The organism is Ruegeria sp. BC7 (assembly GCF_056539165.1).
The window spans coordinates 1-18428 of record NZ_JBQFUL010000014.1; the positions used below are offsets into that span (position 1 = coordinate 1).

Below are 18428 nucleotides of genomic sequence, written 5' to 3' on the forward strand. Positions count from 1 at the left end.
CAATTGATCCACCGGATCAATCGCTTAACGTCTTCACCGCGTCAGGCTCATAACCTGAAGGTCAGAGGTTCAAATCCTCTCCCCGAAACCACTTGGGTCGAACAGAGTCTCGAACAAGCCGCCTCAGGGCGGCTTTGTTCATTCTGGGGCAACCCAATCATTGCTGCCAAGGCACCCTCCAGTTTGATCTGCACGCCATCTCGTTCATGTTTGATCGTTACACGTTCGATCAAGCCCCGGATAATCTCCAAGGCCCCTAACCTCGCAAAAATTCGCAAGGGATTGGAGGGACACTCATCATGAACTGTTTCAAGGGAGTTTGCGCCGCAGGGTTTTTGATTTTTTCTCAACCAATCGATGCGCTTGCGCAGGATCAGCTAACTCCCGAGATGCAGAAAGCAATCGAGTTCTTCGGTCAAGCGGGAAACCCTGAAGGACGATGGATTGAAGGCGAAACGATGGTGCCGCACGTTGAAGCGGCATCCCACTTCAATGCCGCCATGCTCTACTATCCGGGAACTGAGGAACTGCAGGACAACGAAGTCCGCGTGAGCTTTATGGGTTCGACATATTACCCATCACAGGATCAATCCGGGATGAGCATATATGTTGAACTCGGAAATGGTGATCGTTTCGTTTTTGACATGGGGATTGGTTCACTGCGGAACTACAACAGCTTCTCCGTGCCCTTCAATACGATCAATCACGTCTTCATTTCCCATCTCCATATGGATCATGTGAGCGACCTGCCATACTTCACGATGTTCCGGCCTATTCAAGGCGGCTACACTCCATTGAATATATACGGCCCGAGCGGATCTGAACCTCAATATGGAACGCAGCATTTCGTCGATAGCATGATGGCTATGACAGCCTGGCACCAGGATAGCTTTAATGCATGGCCAGTCGGCGAAGGCTATAGCCCCAACGTAGTGGAATTCGACTACATGGATGAGGGTGGAACAGTCTACGAAGCCAACGGCGTCAAAATTACCCATTGGCCAACTTCACACACCAAAGATGGCGCGACGAGCTACAGATTGGATTGGAATGGCAAAAGCCTTTGCTACACCGGTGACAATCGCCCGAACAGCCTGACCATAAAGTATTGCGAGGGTGTGGATATGCTGATCAGCGAAGTGCAAACAGCCACTGTTTCTGTGACCTCACGCGCACTTGGAATGCCGGCTGCAATGGCAGCATACACAATCGACACATCGCACACGCCGGCTTATGGCCTGAGTTATATTTGCGAGCAAACACAGCCTAAGGTCTGCGTCGCCTCGCACTATAGCTATGACGATGTCTTTAACAATGAAACGGTCGCTGAAGTGCGCTACCACTACAAAGGTGCGTTTGCTTTCGGTGCGCCGGACCTCGTCGTTTTCAACTTGCACGGTGACGGAAAAGTATGGTGGCGCGAGGGGGTCACAGGTGAATCCAATCAGGTTCCGCGGCCTCTATATACAGATGACGAGATCACGTTCCCTGCTCCAAAACATCAAGTCTATGATGTGATTAATGAGACGATCGAAGCCAACGAGATCGATCCGGAACTCTGGTATCCACCCGGAAAAAAACCTGAGCTAGTCCGTGAGTGGCCGATGACCGAAGACATCACGATACCCAATCCATTTGCCAACTGACGCTCGGCACATGCGTATTGCAGCAATACTGCTGGTTTTCATGTTCCTGTCCTCGGCTGGCTACGCAGAGTCCGCCCGACCTGTAGATTGGAGCGACCTCGGCGCCGAATTGTCGTCCAAGGACAACCCGTACTACGGGTTGACTGCGGACGAAGCCAGATTGGTCGGCGTTCTTGTGCATACCCAGACCGCACGGACGGCAGGCAAAGCACTCTCTCCCAGGGCGCTGCAAGGAGAAAATCTTGCGATCTCAGCTTTGGAAAGTGTCGGAATAGACGGTCCGGCCAAAGTCGCCGATTTAGCGGCGTTTGGTGAAAAATTGAAAGCTAGCCGCACCGAACTCAATGAAGGCCTTTTGAACCAATCGATAGAAATTCCGGGGTTCGTGTTGCCGCTGGACTTCGATGGCAGAAGGATCACCGAGTTTGTTTTGGTGCCATTTGCGGGCGCTTGCGTGCATACGCCGCCTCCACCCAGAAACCAAATGATAGTGGTCAACTACCCGGAAGGTTTTTCGATAGATGGATTGTTTGAAGCTGTCGTGATCTCCGGGCGACTGACCAGAGGTGACGGAATACGATCTGTAGGATTTTCCGATGGCGTTTCGTCCCTCGATATTGGGTATCAGATGGAAGCAGTGTCTGTTGACCCGTTGTGAGAAACAGTGGGCTGTTTTGTCCGCAAGGCAGACATTCAGTCAGTTCAACTCGCGCGCCTCATCATCACCCAAGCCCCGCCCGATCTTCCCCGTTTTGTTACACGAAGAGGGTGATATTTATACTTGGTTGCAACATGTGTCCCAATTCAATCGACGACCGAATTGTCATGAAATGCTGAGTTGGATCGAGAGAGAACGACTCTTGGCAAGCCCAACCGTGCCAGCCTAGCTAGGACCGAATAACAGTGTTGTGCTAAAAGGAGGTGTAACGCTCGGCGCAAGGTTTCCTGTGCCTATTGAAAACAATCTGCCTAGGTTCCAGGCCCGAGTTGCTTCAGATCGCTTTTTGAAAACGAAAGTGTCTCGGTATGATTGAATTCAGCAGGTCACCACTTTTGGATAGTGTTGCCACTTGGCTGATGAAAAGTGGCCTTCGCGATACCAAGGCCGAGGACGTCGTTCAAGGTTTTGGCAATCTTTTGGTTTCTGCGGGTATACCCGTCGTCAGGATCAACATCGGAGGCATGGTCCTGCATCCAAATTTCGGTGCGCTGAATGTAATTTGGACGGTTCGTGACGACCAAGCAAAGGCGGAACTGACGCCAAGAGATCAGCTTGCGACGCCTGGGTTCCGCAATTCTCCTTTTTTTGATCTGGCGCATAGCGGCGAGTCATTCCGACGCTACAAACTGGAAGACGGGCTGACCAAGCCCAGCTTTCCGATCCTTGAAGAGCTTAGATCAGACGGCGTGACTGACTACCTCGTTCAATTTGAGAGCTATCATCGCGATGACACCAGTCGTTGGTCGGATTTTCCACCGGGAATGGAGGGCGTCATGATGTCGATTACCACACGTCGTATTGGCGGATTCAGTGATTCCGAAATCAACTACATTCGGGCGCTTATGCCTGCCTTGGCCTTGGTCATAAAGAACGCGCAATCGCGAATTCTTGCGCAGGGTTTGATGGACGCCTACCTCGGAAGCTATTCAGGAAACCGTGTGCTGGATGGCGTCATCGAGCGCGGCGACGGAGGGGCGATCGATTGCATTTTGTTTTACTGTGATCTTAGAAACTCCAGCCGATTGGCCGAAGACATGCCAATGGACCAATACCTTGCGTTGATTAACGACTATTTTGACTGCACGGCAGGGGCCGTCGAAGACCACGGCGGTGAAATCCTCAAGTTTATCGGCGATGCGGTTATGGCGATCTTCCCGGTTGACAAAAAGTCGAGGCCAGCGGTCGACATGTGCCGCGCCGCATTGTCTTCTGTGTTGGAGTGCCTCGCCCGCGCGAAGGAAAAGAACATCGTCTGGCAAAAGCACGGAGGCAAAATCGAGTTTGGAATTGCCTTGCATAGAGGTTCCGTAATGTATGGAAACGTTGGTACGGAACGCCGGCTGGATTTCACCACGATTGGCCCGGCGGTTAACCAGGTCAACCGGCTTGAAGGTTTGTGCAAGCCTCTGAAAACACCTTTGGTAATGTCCTCGGAATTTGCAGCCGACGTTACGACGCGGCTTGAGCCTTTGGGACGGCATCAATTGGCAGGCATGTCGCAATCAACGCAGGTTTACACTCTCCCCGAGTTTGCACCACGGGCCGGTTGAAGTCGCTTGTTCAATCGTTTCAACTGGCAATCTGCCCATGACGAGCCGTCTCGGGTCGTGCTGCTGGTATAGAGCGACCGAATTTCCACCACCGCAGCAGAATCGGTTCAGCGATCACTTCCCTCGCTCGAAGGGCGATTAAGTTGTTGTTCAAAGCGTTTTTGAATTTCGGCCAGTTCTTCGATCGCTGCGCGGATGTCAGAGCTGTCCAGAACATTGACTTCGACGTGTTCGCCGATGTGAGACAATTTCCGGGTTTCACTGAAACGCGCTTCTTCGGTCAGGCCGCCAACCTCAAAATATCTGACCGATCTGGCGAAACCTTTTGGTGTAATTTCGCCTTTCAACTTGCTGTCTACATGGTCCTCAATCAGCGAAAGCGTATTCTGATCAACAAGTATGGTGTCGGGTTCTGCCATTTCCTGTAAACGTGCCGCAAGGTTTACCGGGCTGCCCAGCACTGTGTAATCCAACCGCTGCTCGGATCCGAAGTTTCCGACAGTACAGTATCCGGTCGCTATCCCCATGCGGACTTGCAGATCGCTCGGGACTCCGTTTTTCTTCCAATATCCCTGTAGGGAGGAAATGCGCTCTTGCATCTTCAATGCCATTTCCACGCATCGTAGGGCGTCTTCCACATCCCCCTGTGTTTCGGGGTCACCGAAAAACACCAACACCGCGTCGCCGATAAATTTGTCTATGGTCCCCCCATACTCAAGCGCAACATTTGTCATCTCCGAAAGGTACGAGTTGATGACGATTGCCAGTCGCTCAGGTTCAAGGGTGTCGCTTAAATCAGTAAAGTGAACGATATCCGAGAAGAATATTGTGAGGTTTTTTCTTTTGTGCGTCAGAGACGTATCTTCAGTTTCCGAGAATATGCTGTTGTAAATTTGCGGAGAGAGATACTTTGCCAACCTGTTGGCCAGATTTTCAAGCTGTCTGCTTTTTTCTTCTATAAGCTCTCGGTCTTTGATTTTTTGGCTCAAAAGTTCTTCACGCTCGCGCCGCAAATTCCACTCGTCCGTGCGGTCGACGAACTGGCCCTGTACACCGTTTAGATAGGAAAAGTCGCTATCGGATGTATGCGCCGAGAGCAGTGAAAAGAAACGATTTTCGCCGTTCACTGCAATTTCGACTTTTGGCAGCAGGACTGATCCTTTTTCGTTCAGATCCTCAATGTACTTATCAATTTGAGTTCCGGGTATCCCAAGTTGTTCCAATACGTCCGGCATCGAAGCATTCGTGACGTTGCCCAGAATGGGAAAGAAATTCCGAAAGTTGTCATTGACCCTTTGTATTTCGAGCTCTCGATTGGCGAAGTATGCTGCTGTTATTGCGTTTCTGAAGTTGAAGAAACTTAGATCCAAAATTGTTTTTTGGTTAAAGAACTGTTCAGCATTCATTACCGAGATCCCTTACTCTTTGGGCACAAGTCAAGTCGGGGGAAGCTACCACACATGAATTTGGGAAATAGCAGCAGGCATTCACTCTGATCCTGCTGAACCTCCCCCTTACTGCCCGGACCACCCCAAGACTGAACAGCAAGATTATTTCTGTATGTATTCTGAATAAGTCTAAACCATTGCGACGTCGAGCCAATTGCTTGTCATTTTTTGACACTGAGGATTAATCCTCCTCAGCTTTGGATACACCTGCTTCCTAGTAGTTAAGCGGGGTTTGCCGAATGTCTGCTTGGCTTGTTCGTTGACATTGATCCTTATCCAACTGTCCATTGAGGGGGCGCAGAGGGAAAGGGGAAGGGATGTCAGACATCCAGAAGCCGGATACTTTCGCTGCACTCGAAAGGCGCGAGTGGGCGAAACCTGAAGTAGCACAGTCCTATGCGACAGTGTTTGCCAAGGCCGCAGACATGGTTGTCCCGACCTTGGTTGCGGCGGTTCGGGCTGGACCGGGCGTCGCTGCCCTCGACCTATGTTGTGGTCAGGGCAATGTTGCGGCGGGTTTGTACAAGGCAGGTGCGCGTGTGACGGGGTTGGATTTCTCGCCGGCTATGCTCGATATGGCCCGATCTGCCGTGCCTGATGCCCAGTTCGTCGAGGGCGATGCCATGTCTCTCGACTTTGAGGATCAGACATTTGACGCCGTGACGATCGGGTTCGGGATGCCGCATGTTCCGGACCCGCCGCGAGTTTTGGCCGAGGCCCGCCGCGTTCTCCGGCCCGGTGGGCGGGTGGCGTTTTCAGTCTGGTGCGGGCCGGACGTTGACACGGCTCTTGGGTATGTCTTTGGCGCCATTGGCCAATATGGGTCTCCAGAAATATCCTTGCCACCTGGCCCCGGAGCCAATGACTATGCGGATCCGGCAATCGCCTTTCCAGTGTTGGAGAGGGTCGGATTTACCGATTGCCATCAATCCATTGTTGCATCCAAGTGGCGCGTTGGTGATCCCGGCGCGCCCTATGATTTCTTTCTTGAGGGGACAGCCCGCGGTGGTGCCCTTTTGCGCCCGCAACCCCCGGAGTGTGCAGCGGCCATCCGAGCAGCGGTAGTGTCAAAGGTGCTCGAGAAACACGGCGCCGGACCTGAATGGGACGTGCCAATTCCCGCTGTTGTGACAGTGGCAACCGTCGCCTAGACAGTCCTTTCAGACTGACCCCGTGGCATGAGACGCAGTGTTCTGTGTAGTGGCCCCGTCAGGTCGTCAGGTCTCAGTTCCGCAATTCATGATCTGCAGTGACGTTCGTACTAATGCTGCATATAGCCCGTGCACAAAGGTTTTTTGTTCATCTCGGCCTACTTCAATGCGGAAGCGTTAGTACGGTCGTGAGTGTCGCCGTTGTCGCCAGAACCACGAAAACGACTAGCGCTTCAATTTCGATGGATCGGGCGAGATGTTGCGCTGCTTTTGCGTCTCCGGCTTGCATGGCCGGAACAAACCGGAATTTATTGGCAGCGGCGAGGATCAACAGCAGCCCTACAAGGAACACTTTGAACAACAGTGCCCGCCCGTAGCCGGTGAACAAGAGCCCTTCGAGATTGCCGACAAGCAACCAAGCCATCCAGAGACCTGTAACGATCAAAGCTGGTACGACCATTGCAGCAGCTTGCCCAAACCTATGCCCCAGTTCAGCAGCAATGGTCACGTGCTCAGGCATCAGAGCCAACCTCCGCAACGGGCTAAAAATACCCAGCCAGAAGGCCACACATAGCAGGTGCATCACGAGCAAGAGTTGGACACCAACACTCTCTAGTTCGGGCATGTGCCCGATCTGCGCAAAGGACCACAGAGCCAACGCACCACCCACCAGTGCGACCCAGTGACCAAAGCGAGGAATGGACAATCCTATAAGGATCAATGCTGCGCCGACAACTCGGTAAACTAGTACGTCGCCTACGGACGTCTGCCAAAGTAGACCAAGCATCGCCGGGTCGAACATCCCATCCAAGCCGCCTGTCAGGGCAGCGCCACGAAGCAGGAAACCAACTATCGTTGCCACGAGAGAAAGCCATGCCAACACCATGGCTTGGCGTTTCATCGCAAGGCTTATTGGAGTGATCAAACCCGAATAGAGGCTATTTACGATGACAATCCCGGTAGACCCCGCAAATCCGATGTAGAGCATTAGCTTTGCAAGGATTGCAGCAATTCCCCAGATGTCTGGCATGCTCATTCCACGGTAAAGGAGAACTCGCCCTGCATCGCGTGGCCGTCTTCACCTAAGCCACGCCATTCGATGACATATGTACCCGTTCCGCTGGCCGGCAATGGGATCGTGAACGCCTGACCAAAACTTGTCTGGCCAGCCAGATGCAAGCGTATGGCCGAGGCCTCATCATGGGCCATTTCTATCCGTGTCAGCCGGATGTCCTTGGAGAAGTTGAGGGCGATCTCAGCAGGCACAGTGGGCACTGTAGTCCCATCGGCTGGGGTTGTTTCTTCGATCTTGGAATGTGCCAGTACGCCGCTGGGAAGCACAGCAATGAGTGCAAGTATTGCGATCTTCTTCATGGTGCTGCCCTCGGTCTACTCTGTTGGCATGCTGGATACCACGAATGTACGCGATCGCAATTGCGACGTCACCTCACGTCAAACATGCCACGGATGACATGTTTGTTTGAAGCGGTGCGGCTTTAAGCCTGAAAGCTGTTTTCGAGGGCGCGGAACCCTCCCAGAAAGACATCGTTCTCGACAAAGCGGTGCCAGTGGTCGGTTTGCCCGTCGCCAGCCTCGAATTCAGCCCACCATTCGGCGAAGGTTTCACCGCGATCTGTGATGGGCGAGAATTTCATTCTGGCGACGTAGTCTACGAACGGCAGTGGACCATTCGGCAGCATGTCATATGTCAGTTCGCGGTCTGTATGTGAGAGCGACAACAGAGTTTCCCGGATACGTCCCGATCCGTCAGTCAGTGCGAAATTGCGAACGCAGCCGATCTCGCCGTTGGCCCGACCTTCCTCGATCCGGCTGTCGGTGGCCGCCGGGTGCCAGTTGGGGAGACTGTTGAAATCACGCACGCGCTCCCAGACCTGATCGACCGGCACAGCGATGATGGTTGAGGAATAAGCTCGGATCATTGGGGCATTCCTTCTGTTACGCGCGCGCCGCGACGCAGTTTGCCAAATTCGGCAGTCTGGGCCGTTATCGCCCGTTCGGTGGGTAGGCGTTCCATCGAGGACGCACCATAGAAGCCATGGCAATCAGGGCAGAGATCAAGGAATTTCTGCGCGTCCTCAGGCTCGGCCAGTGGACCGCCGTGACAGATAAAGATCAGGTCGTCGCGATAGGCGCGCGCGGCGGCGGCCCATTCGTCGTAGAGCCGCGCGCACTCGGCGATATCCGGTGCGCTGTCACCGGCTCCGATCGATCCGCCGGTTGTCAGGCCAAAATGTGCCACGATCACGTCCGCACCCGCCTTGGCCATTTCTGCGGCGTTATCGGCACTGAACACGTAAGGCGTGGTCAGCAAGTCGCGTTCGCGGGCTTTGGCGATCATTTCGACCTCCATGTCGTAGGACATGCCAGTCGCCTCAAGCTCGCGGCGGAAGCGTCCATCGATGATCCCGACGGTAGGAAAATTCTGAACTCCGGCGAAACCCATCGCGCTTAGGTCGTCCAGAAATTTGTCCATGATACAGAACGGGTCGGTGGCGTTTACCCCAGCCAGAACGGGCACATTCTTTACAACAGGCAGAACCTCGCGCCCCATGTCGACGACGATTTCATTGGCGTTGCCGTAAGACATGTAACCGGCCAATGATCCCCGGCCCGCCATGCGATACCGGCCAGAGTTGTAGATGACGATCAGGTCAATGCCACCCGCCTCTTCGCATTTCGCGGATAGTCCGGTGCCTGCGCCTCCGCCCACGATGACCTTGTCAGCCGCAATTTTCGCCTTCAGGCGGTTGAGGATTTCCGTGCGTCCCGTGACGGCCATTTCAGGTATCCTTCCCGATGTAGATTTCATTGAAATTGCTGATCGCAGCCTCGGCAAAGGCGGGATCGTTGATGTGCATGTCCAGTTCGACAAGTTGTCGGTCCGGAGTCTGGATCACCGTGTCGCGCAGCGCCTGAAAAAGTGCGTCATTCGCGGCCGGGTCATGAAAGGCGCCGCCTTCGATATCCAGCGCCGAGACACCGCGAAGCGGCAACAGAAAACGGACCGGACCGTCGCAGGCGTTCAGCTTGTTGCCGATCCATGTGCCGATCTGTGCGCATTCCTCGGACGTGGACCGCATCAAGGTGACCTGTGCATTGTGGTGATAGAAATTGCGCCCTTTGAACTGGGCGGGAACGGATTCCGGCGCCCAGAAATTCGCCATGTCGAGCGCCCCGCACGATCCCACATAAGGCAGTTTTGTACGCGCGATACTGTCCAGCCGTTCTTCGCCAGCGCTGAGCATTCCACCCACGATCAGGTCGCAAATCTCGGTCGTGGTGATGTCGAGCACACCGGCCACATCGCCCTGATCGACCAATTGTTCCATCGACCGGCCTCCGCTGCCGGTGGCGTGGAACACCAGGCAATCATAGTCGCTGGCTAGCCCATCAGTTATGGCTTGTACCGCAGGGGTCGTCACGCCGAACATCGACAGGACCAATGCGGGGCGGTCGTCGGAGTTTTCGGGAACATCGTTTGTCATCATGCCCGCAAGTGCGTGGGCCGCATTGCCCAGCAATCGACGTGAAACCCGGTTCAGACCGGACACGTCCGTCACCGGGTGGAACATGTTCACATCCGACGCGCCAACATAGGCCGAGACATCACCCGAGGCTAAGGTCGATACCAACACCTTGGGCACCCCGATCGGCAAAGCCTGCATAGCAGGGGCAATTATCCCAGAACCACCCGAACCGCCCAATCCAATGATGCCGCCCAGATCGTCGCGGCCCAGCACGAAGGCAGACAGAGCGCGCGACATCTCGGTTACGGCTTGTCCGCGATCGTTGACGAACACTGCGGCCGGGCCGTCGGGGTGGCTGGCGGCGACGCTGGCGGCCGTTACATCCACGCCGGTCTCGCCGCCCTTTGTGCCGACATTGACGAGAACGGTTTCCACCCCTGCCGCGTCGATCAGATCGCGCACATATCGCAATTCCGGCCCTTTGGTGTCGGCGGTGCCGATCACGTAAGCTCTTTTTGGCATCCTTTCTCCCTCCCTTAGCCCGACTGACCGGGTTCAAGCCCAAGATGGCTTTTTTGCATCACCGGATCGTTTTCCAGAGCTTCTGCTGTCATCCGCTCGACGACTTCTCCACCAACCATGATGGCCACATCCTGTACGGCCGCTAGCGCTGCGTGCATGTTTTGCTCGACCAGCAGCACCGCGATACCTTCGCGTGCAATCAATTCGATCAGGTCAATCACGTCAGAGACAATCGCCGGGGCCAGTCCTTCGGTGGGTTCGTCCAACACCATCAGGCGTGGATTCAGCAACAAGGCGCGCCCAATCGCCAGCATCTGCTGCTCGCCACCGGACAGTCTGTTGCCCAGATTGCGGCGGCGTTCCTTGAGGCGCGGGAACGTCTCGTACACGCGGTCAATCGACCAGGCTCCACCCTTGCGTTCGACAATCTTCAGATGTTCCTCTACCGTCAGAGACCGGAAGACTCGCCGCCCCTGCGGCACATAGCCGATCCCCATTTGCGCACGTCTCTCAGGGGGCAGGCCGGTCATATCCACGCCATCAAACCGAATTTCCCCGGCGGAATGTGGATGCAGCCCCATGATCGCGTTGCAGAGACTGGTTTTTCCCATCCCGTTGCGGCCAAGAATACCCAATGGGCGCGCGTCGAGGCTCAGATCGACCCCGTGCAGAACGTGGCTCGAGCCATAGCGCAAGTCCACTCCGCGGATCTCAAGCAGATCATCAGTGGCCATGAGCACCTCCGATATATACGCGGTGTACGTCTTCGTTGCGCATGATCTCGTCGGGCGAGCCTTCGGCCAGCATCCGCCCGTTATAGAGGACCGAGACACTTTCCGAGGTCTGCAAGGCAATATCCATATCGTGCTCGATCAACACGACTGTCACGTCCTTGGGCAAAGACATAAGCAACGCGCTGAGTTTCGGGCGTTCGGCAGGTGACAACCCTGCCGCCGGCTCGTCGAGCAACAGAATTTTTGGGTTCTCGGCCAGCGCGATCCCGATCTCAAGCTGCCGCCGCTGACCGTGGCTGAGTTCCGAGGTTTCGCGGTCCAGTACGTCGGTGACGCCTGCAACCTCGGCCAGTCGTTCGGCCTCGGCCAGCCGATCATCGCTGGCCCTTAGGGGCAAAACCTGCAGCCAGCCGCCGCGCACACCCGCAACGGCAAGAAAAAGCGTGTCGCGCACGGTCAGGCCGTTGAACAGGTGGGCGTGCTGATACGTGCGGCGCAGCCCACGTTGAATTCTCTTGTTGATCGGCTCGCGCGTCACGGTATCGCCAAACAAGGTGATCGAGCCGGTTGTGGCGCTGGTATCCCCGGTCAGCACGTTGAACAGGCTGGTCTTGCCCGCTCCGTTCGGTCCAAGGATCGCGCGACGCTCGCCGGGGCGGACGGTCAGGTCGATATCCTGAACCGCCCAAAACCCGCCAAAGCGTTTACCAATGCCCCGGACCTCCAGGGCATTGGCGGTGTTATCTGAAAGGCTTACGGGCACGAGGGGTTGTCCCGGCTAACCGGACCCGACGCCAGGAAGACGTCTTCGTCCTGCCCCAGCAGCTGATCCACATCGCGCACAACCTTAACGACGCGATTACCCAGCGAGCCGTCATCACGTTCGTAAACTTCGGTCACAAAGTTGTCGATCACGCCATTGCGGTTCTTGTCCAGGCGCATAGTGCCACCGGTGGGCGTGGTGAAGGTCAGGTCATTCAGCGCAGCGCGGAAGGCCGCTTGGTTGTCCGACAGATCGCCGTCCACCTCGTCCAGCGCCAGCATCGCGGCCTTCGCGCTCATGTAGTAGTGATGCGCAAAGATCGAGGGGGCCGAGAAGCCATCCGGGAAGGCTTCGGTGTAGCTGGCGGTGAAGGCCTTCCACTCGTCGCCGTCATAGTCGCCAACGGTCGGAGTGCCAGCAGGTGCGCCCACCAAAAGTTTCTTGAACGGGCCTTTGCTGTCCAGGATCGACTGGTCGATGGTGATCGAGCCACCAATGATCGGCTTTTCGCCTCCAGCCTGGCTATACTGGGTCAGGAAGTTCACGGCATCCGCGCCACCCAGCGCGACGAACAACGCATCAACATCATCCGGGATCGAGTAAACAACCGAGGAATAGTCCTTGTTGCCGATCGGGGTCCAGAACTTCTCGGGCACCGTGCCGCCTGCCTCACAGAACTCGGTCATGAAGCCCAGAACCTGCGTATAGGGGAAGGAATAGTCCTCGGCGATTACGGCTACGGATTTGTAGCCCATGTCGTTATAGGCGTAGTCGCCCACACCGACCATCCACTGCGCGCCATCACCGCCAAAACGGTAGAAGTTCTCGGAACCGCCGCGCAGCGTTGTGTCCTGCGCGGCCGAGGAACCGTTCAGGAAGGTCACGCCGGGATAGGATTTGGAAAGGTCACGCAGCGCCAGACCTTCAGAGCCTGACAGCGGGCCGACGATGATATCGACGCCGTCCTGTTCGATCAGCTTTCGCGCCGCGTTCACGGCACTGTCGGGGCTGGCGTCGGACGACATAGTGATGACTTCGATCTTGTTGCCGTCAACCTCTCCTCCAGTTTCAAGCACCGCCAGTTCCGCGCCGCGAATTCCGTCCTGACCCAGCGCGGCAAACGCGCCTTCCAGGATCGAGATCACACCGACCTTGACGTCTTCGGCAGATGCCGGGACCGCCACTGCGCACAAGGCAAGTGCGGATGCAGCCATTTTGAGCTTGTTCATTTCTTAGGTTCCTCCCTATGAGTTTGCTCAGACAGTTGATTTTTCTTTAGTTTCCGGGGTGCGCAGGCGGGCAAGCCAGTCGCCGGCTAGTTGTTGCAATCCGCCCGGAGCGACGATGACGATCAGCAGCAGGACAGCGCCGATCAGCGTGTTAAACCGCTCGCGGTCGATCAGATCGACGGCGAAAGTGTCCAGAAGGACAAAGACCACGGCTCCGACGAAGGCTCCACCGGGGTGGCGTAGACCGCCGATTACCGAAATGATCAGGATGTCGATGATGGGTCCAAGGCCGACCGAGAAGGACGAGATACGCTCTTGATACCAGACGTTCAGGATGCCACCGGTCCCTGCCAGCAGACCCGAAAAGGCAAAGGCAGCTATGATTGGTGTGGTGACAGAAATTCCCAGCGCAAAAACACGCCCGGGCGCATCCCGTACCGCTTGAATGGTCAGGCCCAGAGGCGAGCGGACAAAGCCACTGACCAAAGCCAACGCCAGCGCGGCCACACCAAGCGAAAGCAGGTAGAGTGGAACAGGGCTTCGCAGGCTTATGCCGCCAATTTCAGGTGCGCGAACGCCAGAGAACCCGGTCCAGCCGTTGAAAAGGGTGTAATTCTGACGGGTGAAATAGAAGAAGGCCACGCCAATCGCCAATGTGATCATAATGGCGTAGATCCCACGGGATCGGCGCGCGATCAGGCCAACCAGCGCACCGGATGCCGTCGCAAGGATCAGCGCCAGCGGGATCGAGATCCAGAAAGACAGCGGTATTCCGATCCCGACGGTGTTGGGCCCGAAATAGGCGATGGTGTAGCCCGCAATCCCGGCCATTGTCGCCTGCGCGAAAGACACGACGCCCAGGTAGGTGGCCAGAAAGCTGAGGCTCAGCGCCATTGTTCCAAGGATCAGGGACCGCGTTGCGACTTGTGTCAGCCAGAAATCGTTCAAGGCAAACGGCAGGGCCAGAAGGGGAATGAGGATAAGAGACTGTTTCATTGTTCCGCTTTCCCCATCAAGCCTTGCGGACGAACCGCCAGGACGAGAACCATGATCGCAAATGTGAAAACGACGCCGTAGGTGGGCGCGTAGGCCAGCCCGTATTGCTCGGCCAGGCCAACCAGCAGGGCGCCCAATGCGGCCCCTCCGATCGAGCCCATGCCACCAACGATCACGACGACCAGCGAAGACAGCAGAAACTGAAGGTCTGTTCCCGGCGCGATAGACAACGCACTTGCCGCGACCACACCTGCCATGCCGGCGAGCATGCCGCCCAAGGCAAAAACCAAGACAAAGATGCGGTTGATCGGATAGCCAAGTGCACGCAACATGTCCTGATCGTCTACGCCAGCGCGGATCACGGCTCCGAACCGAGTACGCTGGATCAGGAACCAAAGAGCGACGCCCGTAGCCAGCGCAAACCCCATCAGCGCGAGGCGTATATTGGCATATCCGACGCCCAGGGCAGGCAAGCGTTGCCCACCGGCCAGAGCTTCGGGCAGTTGCACCTGATAGGTCAGCCCGCCCCAGTGCCAAAGCATGAGATCCGCCATGATAATCGAAATCGCAATCGAAGCGAGGGTTTGGCGAAGCTCATCACCCTGCATCCAGCCAAGAATCCCGGCCTGCACTATCGCTCCGGCCAAGGCAGCGGCCAAGCCGCCACCCACAACACCCAGCCCCCACGAACCGGTTGTTTCGACAATGCTATAGCCGACATAACCACCCAAAAGCAGCAGCGCACCATGGGCCATATTCACCGTCCGCATCAGGCCAAATATCAGGCTGAACCCGCTGGCGGCCAAAAAGTAGAGTGCTGCAAGCGTCAGCCCGTTCAGGGTGACGATTAGAAATAAAGTCATGATTCCTCCCGTTGAGGAAATCATGTCCGAGTTTTCGGGGGCGACACAGCACTAGTGCGAATCGAGGTTGGAAATATTTTTGTTTATAATCAGTGTGTTGATCTTGTTTCGTTTGGTGCTTTGCTTGGGAAATAGGAAAAAATGAGAAATTACTTCTCAACTGTGGAAAAATTTTCCTATACATAATCATGAAAAAGCTGACACTGACTGGTTCGCTCTCGGCCAACCCTGACTTGAGTGACCGTATTTACTGTCCGGCTCTGGCTGGGTTGACGGTTTCCCAATCCGACTTGGCCTTTGTGATGCCCCGGCTCGACCACAACCGTGTGCTGCGCGAAAAGCCGCGACAAGGCGATTGGGCCGCGATATTGGCCAGCGATCCGTTCGGGTCCGAGGCGACCATGTTCTCGCAACTCTTTGAGATGGGGTATCGCGGTGTGGCGAACTGGCCGTCCTCTATCCTGTTGGACGGCAGCTTGCGTCAGTCCATGTCCACTATTCCGGCGTCACCGGAATTTGAGTATGCGTTTCTGGCCCGCGCCAAGGACGCCGGGTTTCAGACGCTTGCATTTTTCATCTCGTTGACGCAGGCTCGCGCCGCTGTGAAGGCTGGGTTGGATCATCTCGTTCTGCACCCCGGATTATTGGACGTGGAAAGCCCGGACAGCGGCTCGTTGGTTCTGGGCTCACTGCAACGGCTAATCGAAACGATCCGGGATGAGGCGAAACACGTCCGCGTGCTGGCCTATACATCGGTATGGCACGAACGCATGGTCCCACTCAGCAGCCTTGAGGTAGATGGTCTGATTTGGTGCGAGGGCGCATCATGACCATTCGTGACCGAAACTTCCTGTTTGCTGCCGTCGTTGGATCGGGTCTGACGGCAAAGGCCGCAGACAAAGCTGGGGCCGATTACCTGCTGGCATTGAATGCAGGGCGTTTTCGGGTGCAAGGCGCCTCGTCCTTGACGAGCTTTCTGCCTGTTCGGTCCGCCAATGACTGGGTTATCGAATTTGCCGAACGCGAAATGCTGGGGCGTTGCTCTGCGCCGATTTATGCGGGGTTTTCGGTTAGTGATCCCGATCTGGACATTGGCGACCTGGTACAAAGAACCAAACGTCTTGGCTTTTCGGGCATATGCAACTTTCCTTCAACAACGCTGATAGACGGGCGGCTTGGCGCTTTGATGGAGCGCGAGGGGCTGGGGTTCGACCGCGAGATAGAATTGGTTCAAGAGGCAACTCGGGCCGGTCTGGGCACCTTCGTTTATGTTCTCACAAATGCTCAGGCACGAAGGATGGTCGATGCAGGCGCAACGGCCATCTGCGTCAACGTGGGCTTCACAAGCGGTGGAACTGGCGTCAGCACGCACCTGACGCTGGAAACTGCCGCAGCACAGATCGAACGTGTGCTGGAGGGTGTGCCTGCGTCGGTTGACAAACTGTGTCATGGCGGCCCCATTACCTCGCCAGAGGAAGCGTTGGCGATTACCCGCATTTGTGGTGTGCAGGGGTTTGTTGCAGGCTCAACGCTGGATCGCTTGCCTGTCGAGCAAACTCTCAGCGAGGTCACGAAAGGCTTTACCGCTATTCCGAGTCTGTCGCGCATTCAATCTGGCCTTTCAAATATTGAGAACGACTTGGTTGGCTCCTCCGTCGCCATGCAGATGATCCGCGAAGAATTGGATGATCTGGCTTATGAAGACATCCCCGTTCTGCTGGTTGGCGAAACCGGAACCGGCAAAAGCCGTGCGGCGCTCAGGCTGCACGAGGCAGGCCCGTCGGCCCGGCGGCAGCCTGTGGTTGTAGACTGCCCAGCCTTGGGCGGCGAGGAAGGCGGCGTGCATCTGCTGGGCAGGGCGTCCGGCGCATATGGCGGGGCAGGTGCCCAACGTGGCGCGTTGGAGCAAGCCTCTGGCAGCTCAATAATCTTCGATGAAATCGCGGCATTGCAGCCCGAGCATCAGGGGCGAATCTTAAAGTTCACGGATGAAAAGACGGTGCAGCGGATCGGTGATCACACGCTTAAACGAGCCGATGCCCGGATCATTTCGACCACAACTCAGGACCTGTTCGGCCAGGTCGAGATGAAAGCGTTTCGTCAGGACTTGTACTACCGAATATCCGGTCACGAAATCACACTGCCGCCGTTGCGCGAAAGGGTGGATGATATCCCCGAGTTGGCTATGTATTTGGGGAAAAAGGTAAGCGGCGACGCTCCGAAATTCTCAAACGCCGCCTTGCGGCTGATGTTGGAACACGATTGGCCCGGCAATGTGAGAGAGCTGCACCACGCCGTTCAGCGTGCCGTTCGCAAGTCTAATGGGGCTACGATTGATCTCAAGACTGTCGACTTCTTGCGCCGAAAACCGGCGGTCGTTCCAAAGGTGCAAGAGGATGAAATTTCGGCTCGGGTCGCTGTCTCTGAGCGCGACTGGATCGCAGAGGCGCTTGCCCGCAACGGATATCGGCGCGCGCAGACCGCTAAGGAACTGGGGATGACAACCCGAACGCTTTATAACAAAATCAAGAAGTTCGGCCTTCAGTCGTGATCACAATTCCGCTTTGGATTGCGGGATTTCACCCTTCAGGCCTTCGTTGCGGGGGCAAATCTGGCGAAGTTGTTCTGTTGATCGCATGCCTTCTTTCGCCGGGCCTGTCTGTTATGGAATTTTTCACCCAAGCCGAACGACTGATCTGTCAAGAGGGCCTTGTGACTGCGATGACTTCGACCGCTGTTCTAGTTTTCTGATACGTATTCCACACCGACAAACAAGCCGGACGCCTTGTATACTAGTTTTGCGAAACCCTGGGTGTATGGCGTCCGCCCCGGTAAATTTTAGCTACCCTTTTGCGCAAAGCATATTGAGACAGCAAAATTGGTTGATGAGAAACACGTTTGAAACGGCTATTGGTCGTATTCTTTCCGATATCGTTTGGATGCCGAACGAGTAACTCGTTTTTGGAAGCTGGCTCCAAAAAGGGTGGTCTTGGACAGAGCGTTGAGTGTTTTATATTCGGCGCGATCTAGCCACGTGGACAGCGTGGAGCGTTTGACACCAGTATGGTTTCTGAAATCAGAATTCTTGGCGCTCAGCTTTTCAACGGTTTGCGTTTTGTAAACCGCTTCTTGTTTGGCCTCTTCAATAGCTGTTCGATAACTCTGGCAAAGTGTTGCTAGTAAAAGGGTTTCGACATATTGAAGCTGTCGATTGTTAAGGTCCGAGCTATCAATGCAATCCGACAAACCGATTTTCTAAGGTTTGATTGAGTATCGTCCAACTTGAGCTCGTTTGGCGAATTCAAGTGTCCCCTGTG

General features: G+C 55.6%; 17 protein-coding genes. 6 read left to right on the forward strand and 11 right to left on the reverse strand.

The genetic code is table 11. The features are described from left to right. Window positions 1-299: 299 nt before the first annotated feature. The 3 genes from gntH to ACR0KS_RS19780 all read left to right on the forward strand — a co-directional run bounded on the left by gntH (window position 300) and on the right by ACR0KS_RS19780 (window position 3917). Window positions 300-1646, forward strand: coding sequence for a guanitoxin biosynthesis MBL fold metallo-hydrolase GntH (gntH, locus tag ACR0KS_RS19770; protein ID WP_170568141.1), 1347 nt, complete (start codon window positions 300-302; stop codon window positions 1644-1646). A gap of 40 nt (window positions 1647-1686) precedes the next feature. Further along, on the forward strand, window positions 1687-2304 hold the full coding sequence (locus tag ACR0KS_RS19775; protein ID WP_480693320.1) for a DUF3299 domain-containing protein: 618 nt from the start codon (window positions 1687-1689) through the stop codon (window positions 2302-2304). A gap of 368 nt (window positions 2305-2672) precedes the next feature. Next, entirely contained in the window at window positions 2673-3917 is a 1245-nt protein-coding gene (locus ACR0KS_RS19780; RefSeq protein ID WP_170568139.1) for an adenylate/guanylate cyclase domain-containing protein, read from the forward strand. 107 nt (window positions 3918-4024) lie between these two features. Here ACR0KS_RS19780 and ACR0KS_RS19785 read toward each other — a convergent pair whose 3' ends face one another. Beyond that, on the reverse strand, window positions 4025-5323 hold the full coding sequence (locus ACR0KS_RS19785) for an adenylate/guanylate cyclase domain-containing protein (RefSeq protein WP_170568138.1): 1299 nt from the start codon (window positions 5321-5323) through the stop codon (window positions 4025-4027). A gap of 359 nt (window positions 5324-5682) precedes the next feature. Here ACR0KS_RS19785 and ACR0KS_RS19790 point away from each other — a divergent pair, with 359 nt between their 5' ends. After that, the gene (locus tag ACR0KS_RS19790) at window positions 5683-6516 is read left to right on the forward strand and encodes a methyltransferase domain-containing protein (RefSeq protein WP_170568137.1); all 834 of its coding nucleotides are present in this window, start codon (window positions 5683-5685) and stop codon (window positions 6514-6516) included. A 163-nt stretch (window positions 6517-6679) separates the two neighbouring features. Here ACR0KS_RS19790 and ACR0KS_RS19795 read toward each other — a convergent pair whose 3' ends face one another. From ACR0KS_RS19795 to ACR0KS_RS19840, 10 genes are all read right to left on the reverse strand, one after another. Beyond that, on the reverse strand, window positions 6680-7546 hold the full coding sequence (locus tag ACR0KS_RS19795) for a CopD family protein (protein WP_170568136.1): 867 nt from the start codon (window positions 7544-7546) through the stop codon (window positions 6680-6682). Between the two features lie 2 nt (window positions 7547-7548). Continuing rightward, window positions 7549-7890: a copper resistance CopC family protein gene (locus ACR0KS_RS19800; protein WP_170568135.1), complete on the reverse strand. Its 342-nt coding sequence runs from the start codon at window positions 7888-7890 to the stop codon at window positions 7549-7551. Between the two features lie 122 nt (window positions 7891-8012). Next, window positions 8013-8456: an SRPBCC family protein gene (locus tag ACR0KS_RS19805; RefSeq protein WP_170568134.1), complete on the reverse strand. Its 444-nt coding sequence runs from the start codon at window positions 8454-8456 to the stop codon at window positions 8013-8015. Beyond that, the gene (locus ACR0KS_RS19810) at window positions 8453-9316 is read right to left on the reverse strand and encodes a phosphoenolpyruvate hydrolase family protein (protein WP_170568133.1); all 864 of its coding nucleotides are present in this window, start codon (window positions 9314-9316) and stop codon (window positions 8453-8455) included. Before ACR0KS_RS19810 ends, ACR0KS_RS19805 begins: the two co-directional genes overlap by 4 nt. A 1-nt stretch (window position 9317) precedes the next feature. Further along, entirely contained in the window at window positions 9318-10526 is a 1209-nt protein-coding gene (locus ACR0KS_RS19815) for a Tm-1-like ATP-binding domain-containing protein (RefSeq protein ID WP_170568132.1), read from the reverse strand. A gap of 14 nt (window positions 10527-10540) precedes the next feature. Next, window positions 10541-11260, reverse strand: a complete 720-nt coding sequence (locus ACR0KS_RS19820; RefSeq protein ID WP_170568131.1) for a branched-chain amino acid ABC transporter ATP-binding protein — start codon at window positions 11258-11260, stop codon at window positions 10541-10543. Continuing rightward, window positions 11250-12023, reverse strand: coding sequence for an ABC transporter ATP-binding protein (locus tag ACR0KS_RS19825; protein ID WP_170568130.1), 774 nt, complete (start codon window positions 12021-12023; stop codon window positions 11250-11252). The genes ACR0KS_RS19820 and ACR0KS_RS19825 overlap by 11 nt, the downstream gene beginning before the upstream one ends. Continuing rightward, entirely contained in the window at window positions 12014-13252 is a 1239-nt protein-coding gene (locus ACR0KS_RS19830) for an ABC transporter substrate-binding protein (RefSeq protein WP_170568129.1), read from the reverse strand. The genes ACR0KS_RS19825 and ACR0KS_RS19830 overlap by 10 nt, the downstream gene beginning before the upstream one ends. Window positions 13253-13279: 27 nt before the next feature. Continuing rightward, the gene (locus ACR0KS_RS19835; RefSeq protein WP_170568128.1) at window positions 13280-14248 is read right to left on the reverse strand and encodes a branched-chain amino acid ABC transporter permease; all 969 of its coding nucleotides are present in this window, start codon (window positions 14246-14248) and stop codon (window positions 13280-13282) included. Continuing rightward, on the reverse strand, window positions 14245-15111 hold the full coding sequence (locus tag ACR0KS_RS19840) for a branched-chain amino acid ABC transporter permease (RefSeq protein ID WP_170568127.1): 867 nt from the start codon (window positions 15109-15111) through the stop codon (window positions 14245-14247). The genes ACR0KS_RS19835 and ACR0KS_RS19840 overlap by 4 nt, the downstream gene beginning before the upstream one ends. Window positions 15112-15299: 188 nt before the next feature. Here ACR0KS_RS19840 and ACR0KS_RS19845 point away from each other — a divergent pair, with 188 nt between their 5' ends. Further along, window positions 15300-15941 carry a phosphoenolpyruvate hydrolase family protein gene (locus tag ACR0KS_RS19845; RefSeq protein WP_170568126.1) on the forward strand — a complete coding sequence of 214 codons (642 nt, stop codon included), beginning with the start codon at window positions 15300-15302 and terminating at the stop codon, window positions 15939-15941. Beyond that, entirely contained in the window at window positions 15938-17662 is a 1725-nt protein-coding gene (locus ACR0KS_RS19850) for a phosphoenolpyruvate hydrolase family protein (protein WP_170568125.1), read from the forward strand. The genes ACR0KS_RS19845 and ACR0KS_RS19850 overlap by 4 nt, the downstream gene beginning before the upstream one ends. Window positions 17663-18428 lie beyond the last annotated feature (766 nt).

Coding starts and splice junctions, on each gene's coding strand:
- gntH (WP_170568141.1), top strand. CDS start 300: ATGAACTGTTTCAAGGGAGTTTGCGCCGCAGGGTTTTTGATTTTTTCT.
- ACR0KS_RS19775 (WP_480693320.1), top strand. CDS start 1,687: ATGTTCCTGTCCTCGGCTGGCTACGCAGAGTCCGCCCGACCTGTAGAT.
- ACR0KS_RS19780 (WP_170568139.1), top strand. CDS start 2,673: ATGATTGAATTCAGCAGGTCACCACTTTTGGATAGTGTTGCCACTTGG.
- ACR0KS_RS19785 (WP_170568138.1), bottom strand. CDS start 5,323: ATGAATGCTGAACAGTTCTTTAACCAAAAAACAATTTTGGATCTAAGT.
- ACR0KS_RS19790 (WP_170568137.1), top strand. CDS start 5,683: ATGTCAGACATCCAGAAGCCGGATACTTTCGCTGCACTCGAAAGGCGC.
- ACR0KS_RS19795 (WP_170568136.1), bottom strand. CDS start 7,546: ATGCCAGACATCTGGGGAATTGCTGCAATCCTTGCAAAGCTAATGCTC.
- ACR0KS_RS19800 (WP_170568135.1), bottom strand. CDS start 7,890: ATGAAGAAGATCGCAATACTTGCACTCATTGCTGTGCTTCCCAGCGGC.
- ACR0KS_RS19805 (WP_170568134.1), bottom strand. CDS start 8,456: ATGATCCGAGCTTATTCCTCAACCATCATCGCTGTGCCGGTCGATCAG.
- ACR0KS_RS19810 (WP_170568133.1), bottom strand. CDS start 9,316: ATGGCCGTCACGGGACGCACGGAAATCCTCAACCGCCTGAAGGCGAAA.
- ACR0KS_RS19815 (WP_170568132.1), bottom strand. CDS start 10,526: ATGCCAAAAAGAGCTTACGTGATCGGCACCGCCGACACCAAAGGGCCG.
- ACR0KS_RS19820 (WP_170568131.1), bottom strand. CDS start 11,260: ATGGCCACTGATGATCTGCTTGAGATCCGCGGAGTGGACTTGCGCTAT.
- ACR0KS_RS19830 (WP_170568129.1), bottom strand. CDS start 13,252: ATGAACAAGCTCAAAATGGCTGCATCCGCACTTGCCTTGTGCGCAGTG.
- ACR0KS_RS19835 (WP_170568128.1), bottom strand. CDS start 14,248: ATGAAACAGTCTCTTATCCTCATTCCCCTTCTGGCCCTGCCGTTTGCC.
- ACR0KS_RS19840 (WP_170568127.1), bottom strand. CDS start 15,111: ATGACTTTATTTCTAATCGTCACCCTGAACGGGCTGACGCTTGCAGCA.
- ACR0KS_RS19845 (WP_170568126.1), top strand. CDS start 15,300: ATGAAAAAGCTGACACTGACTGGTTCGCTCTCGGCCAACCCTGACTTG.
- ACR0KS_RS19850 (WP_170568125.1), top strand. CDS start 15,938: ATGACCATTCGTGACCGAAACTTCCTGTTTGCTGCCGTCGTTGGATCG.